Source organism: Streptomyces puniciscabiei, assembly GCF_006715785.1.
Lineage (GTDB): Bacteria > Actinomycetota > Actinomycetes > Streptomycetales > Streptomycetaceae > Streptomyces > Streptomyces puniciscabiei.
In genome coordinates this window covers 3,352,136-3,369,841 of record NZ_VFNX01000001.1, presented here as the reverse complement: position 1 = coordinate 3,369,841, position 17,706 = coordinate 3,352,136, and the positions used below count along the sequence as shown (strand labels likewise).

Here is a 17,706-nt window from a genome sequence, read left to right as displayed (position 1 = left end):
ACTGAGGACAAGCCCTCGGCCTATTAGTACCGGTCACCTCCACCAGTTACCTGGCTTCCAGATCCGGCCTATCAACCCAGTCGTCTACTGGGAGCCTTACCCCATCAAGTGGGTGGGAGTCCTCATCTCGAAGCAGGCTTCCCGCTTAGATGCTTTCAGCGGTTATCCCTCCCGAACGTAGCCAACCAGCCATGCCCTTGGCAGAACAACTGGCACACCAGAGGTTCGTCCGTCCCGGTCCTCTCGTACTAGGGACAGCCCTTCTCAAGACTCCTACGCGCACAGCGGATAGGGACCGAACTGTCTCACGACGTTCTAAACCCAGCTCGCGTACCGCTTTAATGGGCGAACAGCCCAACCCTTGGGACCGACTCCAGCCCCAGGATGCGACGAGCCGACATCGAGGTGCCAAACCATCCCGTCGATATGGACTCTTGGGGAAGATCAGCCTGTTATCCCCGGGGTACCTTTTATCCGTTGAGCGACGGCGCTTCCACAAGCCACCGCCGGATCACTAGTCCCGACTTTCGTCCCTGCTCGACCCGTCGGTCTCACAGTCAAGCTCCCTTGTGCACTTACACTCAACACCTGATTGCCAACCAGGCTGAGGGAACCTTTGGGCGCCTCCGTTACCCTTTAGGAGGCAACCGCCCCAGTTAAACTACCCATCAGACACTGTCCCTGATCCGGATCACGGACCCAGGTTAGACATCCAGCACGACCAGACTGGTATTTCAACGACGACTCCACACACACTGGCGTGCATGCTTCACAGTCTCCCAGCTATCCTACACAAGCCGAACCGAACACCAATATCAAACTGTAGTAAAGGTCCCGGGGTCTTTCCGTCCTGCTGCGCGAAACGAGCATCTTTACTCGTAGTGCAATTTCACCGGGCCTATGGTTGAGACAGTCGAGAAGTCGTTACGCCATTCGTGCAGGTCGGAACTTACCCGACAAGGAATTTCGCTACCTTAGGATGGTTATAGTTACCACCGCCGTTTACTGGCGCTTAAGTTCTCAGCTTCGCCCCACCGAAATGGAGCTAACCGGTCCCCTTAACGTTCCAGCACCGGGCAGGCGTCAGTCCGTATACATCGCCTTACGGCTTCGCACGGACCTGTGTTTTTAGTAAACAGTCGCTTCTCGCTGGTCTCTGCGGCCACCCCCAGCTCACCAAGTAAATTGGATCACCAGGTGTGGCCCCCCTTCTCCCGAAGTTACGGGGGCATTTTGCCGAGTTCCTTAACCATAGTTCACCCGAACGCCTCGGTATTCTCTACCTGACCACCTGAGTCGGTTTAGGGTACGGGCCGCCATGAAACTCGCTAGAGGCTTTTCTCGACAGCATAGGATCATCCACTTCACCACAATCGGCTCGGCATCAGGTCTCAGACTATGTGCAGGGCGGATTTGCCTACCCTGCGTCCTACACCCTTACCCCGGGACAACCACCGCCCGGGATGGACTACCTTCCTGCGTCACCCCATCACTCACCTACTAACCGCTTGGTTCGGCGGCTCCACCACTCCCCTTTGCCCGAAGGCTCCGGGGCGGCTTCACGGCCTTAGCATCACGATGCTCGATGTTTGACGCTTCACAGCGGGTACCGGAATATCAACCGGTTATCCATCGACTACGCCTGTCGGCCTCGCCTTAGGTCCCGACTTACCCTGGGCAGATCAGCTTGACCCAGGAACCCTTAGTCAATCGGCGCACACGTTTCTCACGTGTGAATCGCTACTCATGCCTGCATTCTCACTCGTCAACCGTCCACGACTACCTTCCAGTGCCGCTTCACCCGGCAGACGACGCTCCCCTACCCATCACAGCACCCGTTGGGGCTAAAGCTGCAATGACACGACTTCGGCGGTACGCTTGAGCCCCGCTACATTGTCGGCGCGGAATCACTAGACCAGTGAGCTATTACGCACTCTTTCAAGGGTGGCTGCTTCTAAGCCAACCTCCTGGTTGTCTGTGCGACTCCACATCCTTTCCCACTTAGCGTACGCTTAGGGGCCTTAGTCGATGCTCTGGGCTGTTTCCCTCTCGACCATGGAGCTTATCCCCCACAGTCTCACTGCCGCGCTCTCACTTACCGGCATTCGGAGTTTGGCTAAGGTCAGTAACCCGGTAGGGCCCATCGCCTATCCAGTGCTCTACCTCCGGCAAGAAACACACGACGCTGCACCTAAATGCATTTCGGGGAGAACCAGCTATCACGGAGTTTGATTGGCCTTTCACCCCTAACCACAGGTCATCCCCCAGGTTTTCAACCCTGGTGGGTTCGGTCCTCCACGAAGTCTTACCTCCGCTTCAACCTGCCCATGGCTAGATCACTCCGCTTCGGGTCTTGAGCGTGCTACTACAGCGCCCTATTCGGACTCGCTTTCGCTACGGCTTCCCCACCCGGGTTAACCTCGCAACACACCGCAAACTCGCAGGCTCATTCTTCAAAAGGCACGCAGTCACGAGATGCAGCAAGCTGCATCCGACGCTCCCACGGCTTGTAGGCACACGGTTTCAGGTACTATTTCACTCCCCTCCCGGGGTACTTTTCACCATTCCCTCACGGTACTATCCGCTATCGGTCACCAGGGAATATTTAGGCTTAGCGGGTGGTCCCGCCAGATTCACACGGGATTTCTCGGGCCCCGTGCTACTTGGGTGTCTCTCAAGCAAGCCGCTGACGTTTCGACTACGGGGGTCTTACCCTCTACGCCGGACCTTTCGCATGTCCTTCGCCTACATCAACGGTTTCTGACTCGCCCTATCGCCGGCAGACGATAGAAGAGAGATCCCACAACCCCGTATACGCAACCCCTGCCGGGTCTCACACGCATACGGTTTGGCCTCATCCGGTTTCGCTCGCCACTACTCCCGGAATCACGGTTGTTTTCTCTTCCTGCGGGTACTGAGATGTTTCACTTCCCCGCGTTCCCTCCACACTGCCTATGTGTTCAGCAGCGGGTGACAGCCCATGACGACTGCCGGGTTTCCCCATTCGGAAACCCCCGGATCAAAGCCTGGTTGACGACTCCCCGGGGACTATCGCGGCCTCCCACGTCCTTCATCGGTTCCTGGTGCCAAGGCATCCACCGTGCGCCCTTAAAAACTTGGCCACAGATGCTCGCGTCCACTGTGCAGTTCTCAAACAACGACCAGCCACCCATCACCCCGAACCAACAGGCTCGAGTTCACCGGGGCCGGCATCTCAGAGGGAGTTCATTCCCTCAGACACCCAACAGCGTGCCCGACACGATCAGCCGACCAGATCAGCGTTCCACGCCCCGAGGGGCAGTACTAGCGCCTGGTCCATCCTGGACCGTGCCGAATAATCAACGTTCCACCCATGAGCAACCAGCATCGGACGTTCGCCGATGTACTGGCCTCTGACCGAGCGAACCCGGTAAGAAGTGCTCCTTAGAAAGGAGGTGATCCAGCCGCACCTTCCGGTACGGCTACCTTGTTACGACTTCGTCCCAATCGCTAGTCCCACCTTCGACAGCTCCCTCCCACAAGGGGTTGGGCCACCGGCTTCGGGTGTTACCAACTTTCGTGACGTGACGGGCGGTGTGTACAAGGCCCGGGAACGTATTCACCGCAGCAATGCTGATCTGCGATTACTAGCGACTCCGACTTCATGGGGTCGAGTTGCAGACCCCAATCCGAACTGAGACCGGCTTTTTGAGATTCGCTCCACCTCACGGTATCGCAGCTCTTTGTACCGGCCATTGTAGCACGTGTGCAGCCCAAGACATAAGGGGCATGATGACTTGACGTCGTCCCCACCTTCCTCCGAGTTGACCCCGGCGGTCTCCTGTGAGTCCCCATCACCCCGAAGGGCATGCTGGCAACACAGAACAAGGGTTGCGCTCGTTGCGGGACTTAACCCAACATCTCACGACACGAGCTGACGACAGCCATGCACCACCTGTACACCGACCACAAGGGGGGCACTATCTCTAATGCTTTCCGGTGTATGTCAAGCCTTGGTAAGGTTCTTCGCGTTGCGTCGAATTAAGCCACATGCTCCGCCGCTTGTGCGGGCCCCCGTCAATTCCTTTGAGTTTTAGCCTTGCGGCCGTACTCCCCAGGCGGGGAACTTAATGCGTTAGCTGCGGCACCGACGACGTGGAATGTCGCCAACACCTAGTTCCCACCGTTTACGGCGTGGACTACCAGGGTATCTAATCCTGTTCGCTCCCCACGCTTTCGCTCCTCAGCGTCAGTAATGGCCCAGAGATCCGCCTTCGCCACCGGTGTTCCTCCTGATATCTGCGCATTTCACCGCTACACCAGGAATTCCGATCTCCCCTACCACACTCTAGCTAGCCCGTATCGACTGCAGACCCGAGGTTAAGCCTCGGGCTTTCACAATCGACGTGACAAGCCGCCTACGAGCTCTTTACGCCCAATAATTCCGGACAACGCTTGCGCCCTACGTATTACCGCGGCTGCTGGCACGTAGTTAGCCGGCGCTTCTTCTGCAGGTACCGTCACTTGCGCTTCTTCCCTGCTGAAAGAGGTTTACAACCCGAAGGCCGTCATCCCTCACGCGGCGTCGCTGCATCAGGCTTTCGCCCATTGTGCAATATTCCCCACTGCTGCCTCCCGTAGGAGTCTGGGCCGTGTCTCAGTCCCAGTGTGGCCGGTCGCCCTCTCAGGCCGGCTACCCGTCGTCGCCTTGGTGAGCCATTACCTCACCAACAAGCTGATAGGCCGCGGGCTCATCCTTCACCGCCGGAGCTTTCCAAGTTCACAGATGCCTGCGAACCTCGTATCCGGTATTAGACCCCGTTTCCAGGGCTTGTCCCAGAGTGAAGGGCAGATTGCCCACGTGTTACTCACCCGTTCGCCACTAATCCACCCCGAAGGGCTTCATCGTTCGACTTGCATGTGTTAAGCACGCCGCCAGCGTTCGTCCTGAGCCAGGATCAAACTCTCCGTGAATGTTTTCCCGTGATCGGGATGAACACCACGAGAGCGGTGCGAGAGGAGGAATAGTCCCCTCGCACACAGCGTCCTCGCTGTGTTATTTCAAAGGAACCTCGACCATCGGATTGTTCCGACGGACGGGGTATCAACATATCTGGCGTTGATTTTTGGCACGCTGTTGAGTTCTCAAGGAACGGTCGCTTCCTTTGTACTCACCCTCTCGGGCTTTCCTCCGGGCGCTTCCCTTCGGTGTTTCCGACTCTATCAGATCTTTTCTCGATCCGATTTCCTCGGTGCTTTCCAGGTTCTCGCTCTCGCGTTTCCCTTTCCGGCGGTTCCGACTCTATCAGATCCTTTCGGTGTCTGACGCCCAGTCAGCGGGCTTGTCTTCCCGGCCTCGTTGGGCCGTTCCGACGTCTCAAACCTTAGCGGATCCGCTCGGCGATTCCCAATCGGACCGCCGGGCTTCCATTCGAATTGAATTCGGGCACGCCGAATACAACCCGTCCGGGAGATCGTGCTTCAGGTGTGAGGGGTGCCGCTCGAGGCGGCGGAGGTGCTGCCGAAGAACCGTTACGGCTCCGTGGCAACCCGAAGAACTTTACGGATCGGCCGGGGGCGTGTCAACACCCCTCTGTCAAGATTTTTTACGTCGGCCGTCGGCGGCCTCAGTCGAGGTCGCTGAGCCGGCCGCCGGCGTCCGGCTGAGCGTGCTCCACCCTGATCAGGAGCCTGGTCAGGACCTCGCCCAGGACCGCGCGCTCCGCCGGCGTGAGGTCCTGGAGCAGGTCCTCCTCGAAGACGGTCGCCAGGCGCATGGCCTCCAGCCACTTCTCCCGCCCCTCCGGGGTCAGCTCGACGATGACCCGTACTCGGTTGGATTCGTCCCGCTCCCGGGTGACCAGTCCCTCGGAAACCATGCGGTCGATCCGGTGGGTCATCGCGGCCGGGGTGAGGCCGAGCCGCTTGGCGAGGTCGCTCGGGCCCATGCGGTACGGGGCGCCGGAGAGGACCAGCGCCTTGAGTACCTCCCACTCGGCGTTGCTGATGCCGAGGGCGGCGGTCTGGCGGCCGTAGGCGACGTTCATCCGGCGGTTGAGCCGGGACAGCGCCGACACGATCTTCTCGACCTGCGGGTCCAGGTCCCGGAACTCGCGCTGGTAGGCGGCGATCTGCTCTTCGAGCGTCGGCTCTGTCAGGTCGGGGGCTGTGTCGGCCATGGTCGCAGTATCGCACGCACCGCCTTTGCGTTGAAGTCCTTCCATGTGTAGTCTTTAGCTTCGAACTTTAGCCTTGAAGTCTTCAGGCCTAACTAGTGAGAGAGGTGAACGTGACCAGGGCGATGGGCGCAGCGATGCGCCGGATCCACGTGGGCAACGCACTCAGCGCGTTCGGGCTCGGCTTCACCGTCCCGTACCTGTACGTCTATGTGGCGCAGGTGCGGGGCCTGGGAGCCATGACGGCGGGTCTCGTACTCGCCGTCTTCGCCGTGGCCGCGCTGATCGTGCTGCCGTTCGCCGGTCGGGCGATCGTGCGGCGCGGCCCGCTGCCGGTCCTGCTCGCCGCCCTGGTCACCGCCGCGCTCGGCGCGCTGAGCCTGGGCCTCGCGGGCAATGCCACCGCGGTACTGCTGTCGGCCGCGGCGCTCGGTGCCGGGCAGGCCGTGATGCAGCCGGCGCTGGCGACGATGATCGTGGACTGCTCGACGGCCGACACGCGGTCGCGGGCGTTCGCGATGCAGTTCTTCCTGCAGAACCTGGGGCTCGGGATAGGCGGCCTCATCGGCGGCCACCTCGTCGACACCACGCGCGTGTCGTCCTTCACGCTGCTGTTCGCGATCGAGGCCGCGATGTTCCTGCTGCTGGTCGCGGTGATGGCGACCGTGCGGATGCCGCACTCGCCGCGGATCGAGGACGCCCCGGCCGAGTCGGCGAAGGGCAGCTGGAAGCAGCTGCTCAGGAACCGGGCGATGGTGCAGCTGTGTGTGCTGGGCTTCGTGCTGTTCTTCGCCTGCTACGGCCAGTTCGAGTCCGGGCTGAGCGCGTACGGCGTCGAGGCGGCCGGGATATCCACCTCCGCGCTGGGGACGGCCCTGGCCGCGAACACGCTGATGATCGTGGTCGCCCAGTTCGCCGTGCTGAGGTTCGTGGAGCGTCGGCGGCGGTCCCGGGTCATCGCCGGTGTCGGTCTGATCTGGGCCGTGGCCTGGCTGGCCGCGGGGTACGCGGGGCTGGGGCATGGCAGCCAGGAGATGGCGACGGCCGCGTTCGTGTCGACGTACGCGCTGTTCGGGCTGGGTGAGGCGATGCTGTCGCCGACGGTCGCTCCGCTGGTCGCCGACTTGGCTCCCGAGGGGATGGCCGGGCAGTACAACTCGGCGTTCGCGCTGGTCAAGCAGCTGGCCCTGGCCATCGGTCCGGCAGTGGGCGGGCCGCTCGGTGCCGAGCTGCACGGGCCGTACATCGTGACCTTCCTGCTGTTCTCGTTGGGGATCAGCGTGCTGGCGCTGCGGCTGGGCAGGCGGCTCACCCCGGTGCAGGACCGGCCTTGGCTGGCCCGCGGGACCCGGGTGGTCGCCCGGGGTGGGGCACCCGCGGAGTCCCTGGCGGCGTAGTAAGCCACCCGGTGCTGTGACTAGGCACGTCTGGGGCGCTGCTCGCTGGGAGGTGCCGCCTGCGCCCACCCGTGCCGCCCCAGCGGCACGACTGCCCGCAGGCTGCGACGGCGATGAGTGCCTCGAAGGGGCGCGGGGAACTGCGCGAGCAACCCATTACGCACCCGCACCCGGCAACGCGCCCCCCATCCCCACGGCGCCTAGCCCTTCGGCAGTACGAACTCGCACCACACGGCCTTGCCGCCGCCCGGCGTTCTGCGGCAGCCCCAGTGGGAGGCGATCGTCGCCACGATGGCGATGCCCCGGCCCGACTCGTCGCCCGGTTCCGCGCGGCGGCGGCGCGGGAGGTGGTCGTCGCCGTCCGTCACCTCGATGATCAGGCGGCGGTCGGTGCGGCGGAGCCGCAGCCGCATCGGTGGGGTGCCGTGCTGGAGGGAGTTGGCGACCAGCTCGCTCGCGGCGAGGACACCGAGGTCGTGCAGCTCGGGCGGGAAGCGCCAGCTCGTCAGCACGCCGGAGGCGAACGCACGGGCGCGGGGGGCCGCTTCGACTCCGCCGAGGAGTTCCAGGGCGGCGTTGCGGAAGAGCTCGCCGTCGGGGCCCGTACGGGCGGGGTGCTGGAGGACGAGGACGGCGACGTCGTCGTCGTGGTCGGCGGTGACGCCGGCCGAGCGGACCAGGCGGTCGCAGATCACCTGAGGCGTGCCCGTGGCACCGGCGAGGGCGCCTTCGAGGGCCGCGATGCCCTCGTCCAGGTCCTCGTCGCGGCGTTCGACCAGACCGTCGGTGTAGAGGACGGCCGTGGAGCCCGGGCCGAGGGCGATGGAGCCGGAGGCGTGCATCCAGCCGCCGGTGCCCAGCGGTGGGCCGGTGGGCTCGTCGGCGCGGGAGACGGTGCCGTTCTCGTCGCGGACCAGGATCGGCAGGTGGCCTGCGGAGGCGTACACCAGCCTTCCCTCGTTGGGGTCGTGGATGGCGTAGACGCAGGTGGCGATCTGGTTGGCGTCGATCTCGGCGGCCAGGCCGTCCAGCAACTGGAGCACCTCGTGCGGGGGGAGGTCCAGGCGGGCGTAGGCCCGGACGGCCGTGCGCAACTGGCCCATGACCGCCGCCGCCCGCACACCCCGGCCCATGACGTCGCCGATCACCAGGGCGGTGCGGCCGCCGCCCAGGGTGATGACGTCGTACCAGTCGCCGCCGACCGCCGCCTCGGTGCCGCCGGGCTGGTAGGTGGCGGCGATGCGCAGGTCGTCGGGCTGTTCCAGTTCCTGTGGGAGCAGGGAGCGCTGGAGGGTCACGGCCGTCTCGCGCTGGCGGCGCTCGCTGGCCCGCAGCCGTTCGGCGGCCTCGGCGTGATCGGTGACGTCGGTGGCGAAGACGAGCACGCCGCCGTCCCGGTCACCGTCCTCGTCGACCGGGGTGCAGGTGAAGGTGTACGAGCGGCCGTCGACGGCCTTGCGGGACTTCAGGGTGCGGGGCTTGCCGCTGCGCAGCACCTGGTCGAGGAGCGGGAGCAGGCCGAGCCCGGCGAGCTCCGGGAGCGCCTCCCGCGCGGGCGTGCCCATCGGCCGTACGCCGAAGGCCGCCGTGTACGCGTCGTTGACATAGGCGATGCGGTGGTCGCGGCCGTGCACCAGGGCGACCAGGGCCGGGACGCGGTCGAGGACGTCGCGCGCGGGCAGTTCGTCGACGGCGGGCACCGGGGCTGTGCCGTCGGCCGGCCGTTCGGCGCGGGCCGTGGGCACGGAGCCTTCCCCCCGCCGGTCCGGGGAGACCGGGGTCTCGGTCCGCGCGGCGGCGCGGCGCTGCGTTCCGGGGAGCCGGGCGCTCCAGCGCGTGAAGTTCACTTGGGAAGAAGCCTCGTGGGTGCTTAAGGACGGGCGGGTGGCCCGTCCGAGGACGTGGGGCAGTCTGGCAGGGGGCGCGCCGCGGCGACATCCGTCAGACGCCTGGGCGGGCCGGGGAGTTCCTGGGTCCGGTCAGGACGACCCCTTCGGGTTGTCCGAGGGGCTGTGAGGAGGCTTTCCACCGGCAGCGAGTTCGAACTCGGCTCGCGGATGTTCGAGCGAACCGAGCGAGACGATCTCCCGTTTGAAGAGTCCGGCCAGGGTCCATTCCGCCAGCACGCGGGCCTTTCGGTTGAAGGTGGGCACCCTGCTGAGGTGGTAGACGCGGTGCATGAACCAGGCAGGGTAGCCCTTCAGCCTGCGCCCGTAGACCTGGGCGACGCCCTTGTGCAGGCCGAGGGAGGCGACCGAGCCGACGTACTTGTGGGCGTACGTCTCGAGGGGCTCGCCGCGCAGCGCGTGGGCGATGTTGTCGCCGAGGGTCCGGGCCTGGCGCACGGCGTGCTGGGCGTTGGGGGCGGTCTCGGTGCCGGGTTCGGCGGCGGTGACGTCGGGTACGGCGGCCGCGTCCCCGGCCGCCCAGGCGTGCTCCGTGCCGTCGACGGTCAGCTGGGGGGTGCACTTCAGCCGGCCGCGCTCGGTGAGCGGCAGGTCGGTGGCGGCGAGCAGCGGGCTGGGCTTCACGCCCGCGGTCCACACGACCGTACGGGTCGGGAAGCGCTGGCCGTCGCTGAGGACGGCGACACGGTCGGCGCAGGAGTCCAGGCGGGTTTCGAGCAGGACCTGGATGTTGCGGCGGCGCAGCTGGGTGACGGTGTAGCGGCCCATTTCCTCGCCGACCTCGGGCAGGATCCGGTCGGTGGCCTCGACGAGGATCCATTTCATGTCCTCGGGGCGGACGTTGTGGTAGTAGCGCGCGGCGTAGCGGGCCATGTCCTCCAGTTCGGCGAGCGCCTCCACGCCCGCGTAGCCGCCGCCGACGAAGACGAAGGTGAGGGCGGCGTCGCGGATGGCGGGGTCGCGGGTGGAGGAGGCGATGTCCATCTGCTCGATGACGTGGTTGCGCAGTCCGATGGCCTCTTCGACGGTCTTGAAGCCGATGCCGTACTCGGCGAGGCCGGGGATGGGCAGGGTGCGGGAGATCGAGCCGGGGGCCAGCACGAGCTCGTCGTAACCGAGGAATTCGGCCGGTTTTCCCTCCTCGGCGGTGGCGAGGGTGTGGACGGCGGCGGTGCGCACCGCGTGGTCGATGGAGGTGACCTCGCCGACGACGACGTGGCACTGGTCCAGGACGCGGCGCAGCGGTACGACGACATGGCGAGGGGAGATCGAACCGGCGGCCGCTTCGGGAAGGAACGGCTGGTAGGTCATGTAGGGGTCGGGAGTGACAACGGTGATGTCGACGTCACCCCGCCTGAGCTCGCCCTTCAGCTTCCGCTGCAGACGCAGTGCCGTGTACATCCCGACGTAGCCGCCGCCGACAACCAGAATGCGCGCACGTTCCTTCACCATCCCATGACGCACCCGGCGCTGTTGTTTGTCCACAGCCCCGGCAATTTGTGTGACCGGCGGCCGGGTGGGCGCGGGACCCGGCATGATGTCGGGACGAGCCGAAAGGGGGCAGGTCAGCGAGGGCGGGCACGGGGGCGCGAAAGTGGCGAACCGGGACGTACCGGACCCGTACTCCGATCGGGGGGCGCACTGTACGGAACCTGCCTCTTCTGAATTGACTTCCTCTCAACTATGTTCGTGTGTCGACGGGGTGTGGGGAATGTGGTCGAACTGGGATCGCGACGGGCGAAGCCGGTGGCGATCGGTGTCAGTCCCGCGCACTTCGGACTAAGTGGCGGGGAGTCTCCGGGGGGAGACGTCATTACCGGGGGAAACACATGCATGTTCAGGACACGCATTGGTCATCAGCAGCCGCCGTCGCACCGGGTGCCGGGGCGATGAGCGCGGCGGTGGGCAACGGACGCGCGGACGGGTCGCGTACGGCCCCGCTGCGGGTGGACGCACAGCGCAATCTGGAGCACGTGCTGCGTGCGGCACGTGAGGTGTTCGGCGAGCTGGGCTACGGCGCGCCGATGGAGGACGTGGCGCGGCGCGCGCGGGTGGGTGTCGGCACGGTGTACCGGCGCTTTCCCAGCAAGGACGTACTGGTCCGACGGATAGCCGAGGAGGAGACCGCGCGGCTGACCGAGCAGGCACGCGCCGCGCTCGGGCAGGAGGACGAGCCGTGGTCGGCGCTGTCCCGCTTCCTGCGGACGTCCGTGGCCTCGGGGGCGGGGCGGTTGCTGCCACCGCAGGTCCTGCGGGTCGGCTCCGCGCAGGGCTCCGCCGGTTCGGCCGAGCAGCACGCTTCGGGGGGCTCCGCCGAGGAGGCCCGGGTGCCGCAGCAGCGGGTGCAGCCGGGGACGGGGGAGCTTCGGCTGGTGTCCGGGGAGTCCGCCGGTGAGGACAGCGGGGCCGGGGCGTTGCTCGATGTGGTCGGGCAACTGGTGGAACGGGCTCGGGCGGCCGGTGAGCTGCGCACGGATGTGTCCGTGGGGGATGTGCTGCTGGTGATCGCCACGGCGGCGCCGTCCCTGCCGGATGCGGCACATCAGGCGGCGGCCTCTGCGCGGCTGCTGGACATTTTGCTGGAGGGGCTGCGGTCACGTCCCGCGTAGGGGTCATGTCTTCGGCGGCTGCGGGTGGGCGTTTGCCGGCGGTGCCGTCCACCCTTTCGAGTGGTGGGCGGAGGTCTGCGCCGGCAAGAACCCTCGGATGGGTGGATGCCGTGAACATGCGGGGCTTGGCCGAAAGGCGCTGTGGCACCCTGAGCCGGTGACGGGTTGGGCTGGGCCGGGGGCGGGGGCTTTCCGCGATGGGCGTTGACGGGTGGGACGAGTCACGCGGTGACGACGCGGGCGCGGAGGCCGCCGCCGGCCCGACCCCGCCCCAGGTGCCGAACCAGGGCGGCCGTCCGGCTTCCGCCGTCGGGCGCAGCGGGAAGAGCGTGCCGGCCCAGCGTGAGGGCAGCGCGCTGCCGCCGCCCCGGGAGACGCCCCCCGACGACGGCGAGCTGATCGAGCGGATGCGCGGCGGTGACGACTCCGCGTACGAGGAGCTCTACCGGCGGCACGCGGGCTCCGTACGGCGGTATGCGCGCACCTGCTGCCGGGACGGGCACACCGCCGACGACCTGACGGCCGAGGTCTTTGCCCGGATGCTGCAGGCGGTGCGCGGCGGATCGGGGCCCGAGCACGCCGTGCGGGCCTATCTGCTGACCTCCGTGCGGCGCGTCGCCGCGCACTGGACCAGGTCCGCCCGGCGTGAGCAGCTCGTGGACGACTTCGCCGTCTTCTCCCAGCAGGCCTCGCGCGCCTCCGAAGTGCCCGACGACACCGCGTCCTTGGGCTCCTTCGGAGCGGGGCTGGACCTCGGCGCCGATGTGCGCGCGATGCACGAGGCGGAGCAGTCCATGGCCATGCAGGCCTTCCGCTCGCTGCCCGAGCGCTGGCAGGCCGTGCTGTGGCACACCGAGGTGGAGGACGAGTCCCCGAGCGAAGTGGCCGTGCTGTTCGGGCTGGACGCCAACGGCACGCGCGTGCTGGCGAGCCGCGCCCGCGAGGGGCTGAAGCAGGCCTATCTCCAGGCCCACGTCAGCGCCTCCCTGGCCGGTGACGAGGAGTGCGCCCGTTACGCCGACCAGCTCGGCACCTACGCCCGCCGCAAACTGCGCCTCCGCGCCGAACGGGGCCTGCGCAAGCACCTGGAGGAATGCGCCAAGTGCCGGCTGGCGGCCGCGCAGATCGAAGAGGTCGCCGGCGGTATCCCCGGTGTCGTGCCGGTCGCGGTCATCGGCTGGTTCGGGGCCGCCGGGTACGCCAAGGCGCTCGGCGTCATCGCCGGGAGTGCCGGGGCGGGGGCGGCGGGTGCCGCCGCGGCGGCCACCGGGGCGTCGTCCGGCGGGTCCGGCGGTGCGGGCGGTGCCGCGGCCTCGGAGGGGCTCGCGGCGCCGGTGAAGGCGGGGATCGCGGCCGGTGTGGTCGCGGTGGCCGCCGCCGTGGTGGCGCTGGCCCTGGTGAACGACGGCCGTCCGCCGGCGAAGGAGGCCGCCAAGCCGTCACCGTCCGCGCCGGTCGTACGGCCCCCGACGCCGACGCCGGCCCCGTCGAAGAAGAAGTCCGCGCCGGAGCCGGTGGTGCTCGCGCCCGAGCCGGCACCCACGCAGAAGCCGACGCCCACGCCGACACCCACGCCCGCGCCCACGCAGACACCGACGCCCAGACCCACCCCGACGCCCACGCCCACGCCCACGCCGAGACCCACGCCGACACCGACGCCCCCTGTGCCGCCCGCGCCCACCGTCTACGAGCTGAGCGACCTCGACTACGACCTCGACGGCGACGGCACCAAGCCCGAGATCCAGCTCGCCGAGAGCAGCTGGGTGTGGCAGCGCCACGGGATGTCGATCGGCGACAAGCGGTACGCGCGCGGGGTGACCGTGCACGGCGAGTCCTCCGTCACCGTCGCCCTCAACCGGCAGTGCACCGCCTACGACGCGCTGGCCGGCGTGGACGACATGACGCTCGGCCTCGGCAAGGTGTCCTTCTCCGTCTGGGCCGACGGGGTCCGGCTCTGGCAGTCCGGCACGGTCAAGGGCCACGACCAGGCCGTGCCCGTCCACGTCGACCTCACCGGGCGCAGGACCGTACGGCTCGTCGTACGGCCGCACGGCAACGCCTTCGACCAGACGGCACTCGCCGACTGGGCGGAGTCACGGTTCACCTGCCGGTAGGCCGGGGGCGGCAGGGCGGTGGGCGTCAGCGGCCGGGGGCGGGGGCCCGATCCGTGGGGGCGAGTTCCCGCAGTACGTCGGCCGGGCCGAGGGACGCTCCCCGGGCCCGCTCGGCCTCGTACCGCTCGGGCGGCAGGGCCGCGCGGGCGTCGGCGTGTACCCGGGCGGCCTCGCCGCACTCCGGCTCGGGGCGCGGATTGCCGTTGCGCCAGTGGTCCGCGGCGGCGAACAGCCGGACCGCGCCGGCGAGATCGCCGCACCGGGCCAGCAGACCGGCCGCGACGTCCACCAGCCCCGCCGTGACCGTCTCGGCGCACCGCTGGGCCAGGGCCACGCGCAGCGCCTCGGCGGCGATCGGCAGCCCGTGCGCGGGGCCCGACTCCTCGGCGGCGAGGAGCGCCTCGACGATGCGCAGGGCCGCCTCGAACTGCGGTGGCGGAGTGCCGCCGCGGGCCACCGCGTGGGTCCGCTCGTACAGCTCGCGGGCAAGGGCGGCCTGCCCGTGGTGCAGGGCGATGTGGGCGCGCAGCAGCAGGACGAAGGCGCGCGACTCCGGCACCGCGTACCGGTCGGCGGCCGTTCCCGCCTCCTCCAGGACGGCCAGTGCGGTCTCGGTGTCGCCGGAGCGGTAGGAGATCTCGGCGAGCCGGGCCATCAGGAACGGCGACTCGGCGTACGCCCCGACCTCGTAGGCCAGGCGCAGTGCCTCCTCGTACTCACCGCGTGCCTCGGCGAACCTGCCGCGGACCATGGCCGCCTCGCCGGCCGCGCTGCACACCTGCGCCCGCATCCAGCGGTCCCCGACGCGCCGGCTGAGCGTCCGCAGCTCGGCCAGGTCCTCGTCCACGCCCCGCAGGTTGCCCGGGGAGTCGACGATCACATGGGTACGGAACATCAGGGAGACGCCGATCTCCCAGTCTCCGCCGTACACACGGCAGTTGGCCACGGTCTCGGTCAGGTCCGGGCCGAGGTCCGCCGGGTCGCCCAGGTAGTAGGCGGTCAGCGGCCAGACGATGCCCGGGAGCCGGGCGGCCTGGGGACCGCCGCACTCGTAGGCGGCACGGACGCGGGCGATGTACTCACGGGCGCGTGGGTCGGCCGCGAGGTGCTCGGTATTCGATTCGGAGGTCAGGAACAGGTCGAGCATCCGCAGGTCCATCCGCAGCTCCCGCAGCGGATGCCCGGCCTCGCCGTCGGGCACGGCGAGGAAGGCCCCTACGGGGTCGGCCGACTCCACCAGGGACATCAGCTCGGCGCCGGTACCGGCATCCGAGGGCACCGGGGCGTCCGAGGACCTCAGGGTGTCCAGGGCCACGCCCAGGCGGAGGAGCAGGCGGACCCAGGCGATCGCTTCCTGGCGGTGGTTGCGGAGCCACCAGAACCAGCTGATGGCCAGCACGATCGCGCCGGCCTCCGGTTCGTCGCCGGCGCGCACGGAGCGGTCCAAGGCCGCCCGGATGTTGTCGAGCTCGCTCTCCAGGCGGGAGATCCAGGACAGTTGGTCCGCCGACCGCAGGCGCGGCTCGGCCTCCTCCACCAGCGTCCGCACCCACGCCCGATGCCGGCGCTCGGCCCCGGCGCGCAGTCCGGGGATCTCGGCCGCGCGCTCGGTGGCGTACTCGTGGATGGTCTCGAGCATGCGGTAGCGCATGCCGCCGGAGCCGTCGGGACCGCTGGGCGCGGCCACGACGAGGGACTTGTCGACGAGGGCACCGATCAGGTCGGCCGCCGGGCCGGTGCACACGGCCTCGGCCGCCGCGAGGTCCCAGCCGCCGGCGAACACCGACACCTCGCGCAGCACCGTACGCTCGCGCTCGTCCAGCAGGTCCCAGGACCAGTCGACGACCGCGCGCAGGGTCTGCTGGCGGGGCAGGACCGTCCGGCTGCCGGAGGTGAGCAGGCGGAAGCGGTCGTCGAGCCGGTCGGCGATCTGCCGCGGGGTCAGCAGCCTGAGCCGGGCCGCGGCCAGCTCGATGGCGAGCGGCAGCCCGTCCAGGCGGCGGCAGATCTCCGCCACGGCAGCGGTGTCGGCGAGCACCGCGTCGGCGTCGGGACGGACGGCCCCCGCGCGCTCGGCGAACAGGCGGTGCGCCTGCTCCGGGACCAGGGGCTCGACCGGGCGCACCGACTCACCAGGGACGCCGAGGGGTTCACGGCTGGTCGCGAGGACCGTGAGTCCCGGGCAGTGGGTGAGGAGGGTCTCGGCGAGGGCGGCGGCCGCGCCGATGACGTGTTCGCAGTTGTCAAGGATCAGGAGTTGGCTGCGCGGGGCGCAGTACTCGATCAGCAGGGCTACGGGGTCGGCCTGCGGGGTCGCCAGCTCGTTGGTCATCAGCACGGTCTCGCGCAGACCGAGCGCGCTGACCACGGCGCCGGGCACCGCCTCCGGATGGTCGAGCGGGGCCAGCTCGACCAGCCACGCCTGGGGGAGCCCTGCGGCGGCCTCCTCGGCGAGGCGGGTCTTTCCCGAGCCGCCCGGTCCGGTGAGCGTGACCAGGCGGGCCCTGTGCAAGTCGGAACGAATGGCCTCGAGTTCCGGTTCCCGCCCGACGAAGGACGTCAGGCGGCGGCGGAGGTTGCCGGTGCGTTCGGGGGGTTGAGCGGGGGCCGGGGACGGCTCGGAAACCCTCGGCTGCCCCGGTTCCCCCTGCGTGAGCAACGACGCGTGCAGAGCTGCGAGTTCCGGGCCCGGGTCGGTGCCGAGGGTGTCGGCGAGGGTGCGGCGGGCGGACTCGTAGGCGGCCAGGGCGTCGGCGGGGCGGCCGCTGTCGCGCAGGGCGCGGATGAGCAGGGCGCGCAGGGGCTCGTCCAGCGGGTGGGCGGTGGTGAGTTCCGTCAGCTCCGGTACGACGTCCGGGGCGCGGCCGAGGTCGAGCGCGGCGGTGGCGCGGGCTCGGGTGGCCTCCAGGCGCAGGGCCTCCGGGCGGGTGGCGGCGGTGCGGTCGGGGAGGTCGGCGAGGGCGGGGCCGTGCCAGAGGGCGAGGGCCTCGGTGAGGGCGCGGTGGGCGGTGGCCGGGTCACCGCCGGCGAGGGCCTTGGTGCCGAGGTCGAGGAGGCGTTCGAAGACGTACAGGTCCACGTCGTCCTCGGTCGCTTCCAGGCGGTAGCCGCCCGGGGTGGAGGCGACGGTGTGCCGGCCGAGGGCGCGGCGGAGGCGGCCGACGAGAGCCTGGAGCGCGGCGGGGGCGTCCTGGGGTGGGTCGTCCGCCCAGATCTCGTCGATCAGGATGTCGGGGGTGGTGGGGCGGGAGGGGCGGAGCGCCAGGGCGGTGAGCAGTGCGCGCAGGCGCCGGCCGCCGAGGGGTACGGGGGTGCCCTGGTCGTCCGCTGCTTGGGCCACGCCCAGGATTCTGTACCGCACCTGGTCATTGTCGCGGGGGGCTCGGGGTGGGGCGACGTGGTTTCGCTCAGCTGTGCTGGATCGGTACCCGGTGCTGGTCCTGGGCGGGGCTTGGGCCGCTTGCCGGGTGCCGCCTGCGCCACCCCTGCGGCTCCAACCGCCTGCACCTGCGGCGCGAATCCGG

Annotated in this window: 7 protein-coding genes and 2 rRNA genes; 3 read left to right on the top strand and 6 right to left on the bottom strand. The window is 68.5% G+C overall.

What is annotated here, in order from left to right; genetic code table 11:
• Nucleotides 1-3: 3 nt before the first annotated feature.
• From FB563_RS15440 to FB563_RS15425, 3 genes are all read right to left on the bottom strand, one after another.
• Nucleotides 4-3,122 (bottom strand): 23S ribosomal RNA (locus FB563_RS15440).
• Nucleotides 3,123-3,427: 305 nt separating this feature from the next.
• Nucleotides 3,428-4,953: ribosomal RNA gene (locus FB563_RS15435) — 16S ribosomal RNA — on the bottom strand.
• The 16S and 23S rRNA genes sit together here, the layout of an rRNA operon.
• A 653-nt stretch (nt 4,954-5,606) precedes the next feature.
• Entirely contained in the window at nt 5,607-6,158 is a 552-nt protein-coding gene (locus tag FB563_RS15425) for a MarR family winged helix-turn-helix transcriptional regulator (protein WP_142218721.1), read from the bottom strand.
• 110 nt (nt 6,159-6,268) lie between these two features.
• Here FB563_RS15425 and FB563_RS15420 point away from each other — a divergent pair, with 110 nt between their 5' ends.
• Entirely contained in the window at nt 6,269-7,552 is a 1,284-nt protein-coding gene (locus FB563_RS15420) for an MDR family MFS transporter (RefSeq protein ID WP_234357900.1), read from the top strand.
• A gap of 200 nt (nt 7,553-7,752) precedes the next feature.
• On the opposite strand, the gene FB563_RS15415 is transcribed toward FB563_RS15420, so the two are convergent.
• Nucleotides 7,753-9,399 carry an ATP-binding SpoIIE family protein phosphatase gene (locus FB563_RS15415; protein ID WP_055708628.1) on the bottom strand — a complete coding sequence of 549 codons (1,647 nt, stop codon included), beginning with the start codon at nt 9,397-9,399 and terminating at the stop codon, nt 7,753-7,755.
• A 132-nt stretch (nt 9,400-9,531) separates the two neighbouring features.
• Nucleotides 9,532-10,911: an NAD(P)/FAD-dependent oxidoreductase gene (locus FB563_RS15410; RefSeq protein WP_055708629.1), complete on the bottom strand. Its 1,380-nt coding sequence runs from the start codon at nt 10,909-10,911 to the stop codon at nt 9,532-9,534.
• A 377-nt stretch (nt 10,912-11,288) separates the two neighbouring features.
• Between FB563_RS15410 and FB563_RS15405 the strand changes: the two genes are divergently transcribed.
• Together FB563_RS15405 and FB563_RS15400 are read left to right on the top strand one after the other, a co-directional pair.
• Nucleotides 11,289-12,068, top strand: a complete 780-nt coding sequence (locus FB563_RS15405) for a TetR/AcrR family transcriptional regulator (protein ID WP_055708630.1) — start codon at nt 11,289-11,291, stop codon at nt 12,066-12,068.
• Between the two features lie 197 nt (nt 12,069-12,265).
• Nucleotides 12,266-14,182, top strand: coding sequence for a sigma-70 family RNA polymerase sigma factor (locus FB563_RS15400; protein ID WP_208766299.1), 1,917 nt, complete (start codon nt 12,266-12,268; stop codon nt 14,180-14,182).
• A 25-nt stretch (nt 14,183-14,207) separates the two neighbouring features.
• On the opposite strand, the gene FB563_RS15395 is transcribed toward FB563_RS15400, so the two are convergent.
• Nucleotides 14,208-17,543 (bottom strand): AfsR/SARP family transcriptional regulator, encoded by a 3,336-nt coding sequence (locus FB563_RS15395; protein ID WP_208766298.1) that lies wholly within the window; start codon nt 17,541-17,543, stop codon nt 14,208-14,210.
• Nucleotides 17,544-17,706 lie beyond the last annotated feature (163 nt).

Coding starts and splice junctions, on each gene's coding strand:
- FB563_RS15425 (WP_142218721.1), bottom strand. CDS start 6,158: ATGGCCGACACAGCCCCCGACCTGACAGAGCCGACGCTCGAAGAGCAG.
- FB563_RS15410 (WP_055708629.1), bottom strand. CDS start 10,911: ATGGTGAAGGAACGTGCGCGCATTCTGGTTGTCGGCGGCGGCTACGTC.
- FB563_RS15405 (WP_055708630.1), top strand. CDS start 11,289: ATGCATGTTCAGGACACGCATTGGTCATCAGCAGCCGCCGTCGCACCG.
- FB563_RS15400 (WP_208766299.1), top strand. CDS start 12,266: ATGGGCGTTGACGGGTGGGACGAGTCACGCGGTGACGACGCGGGCGCG.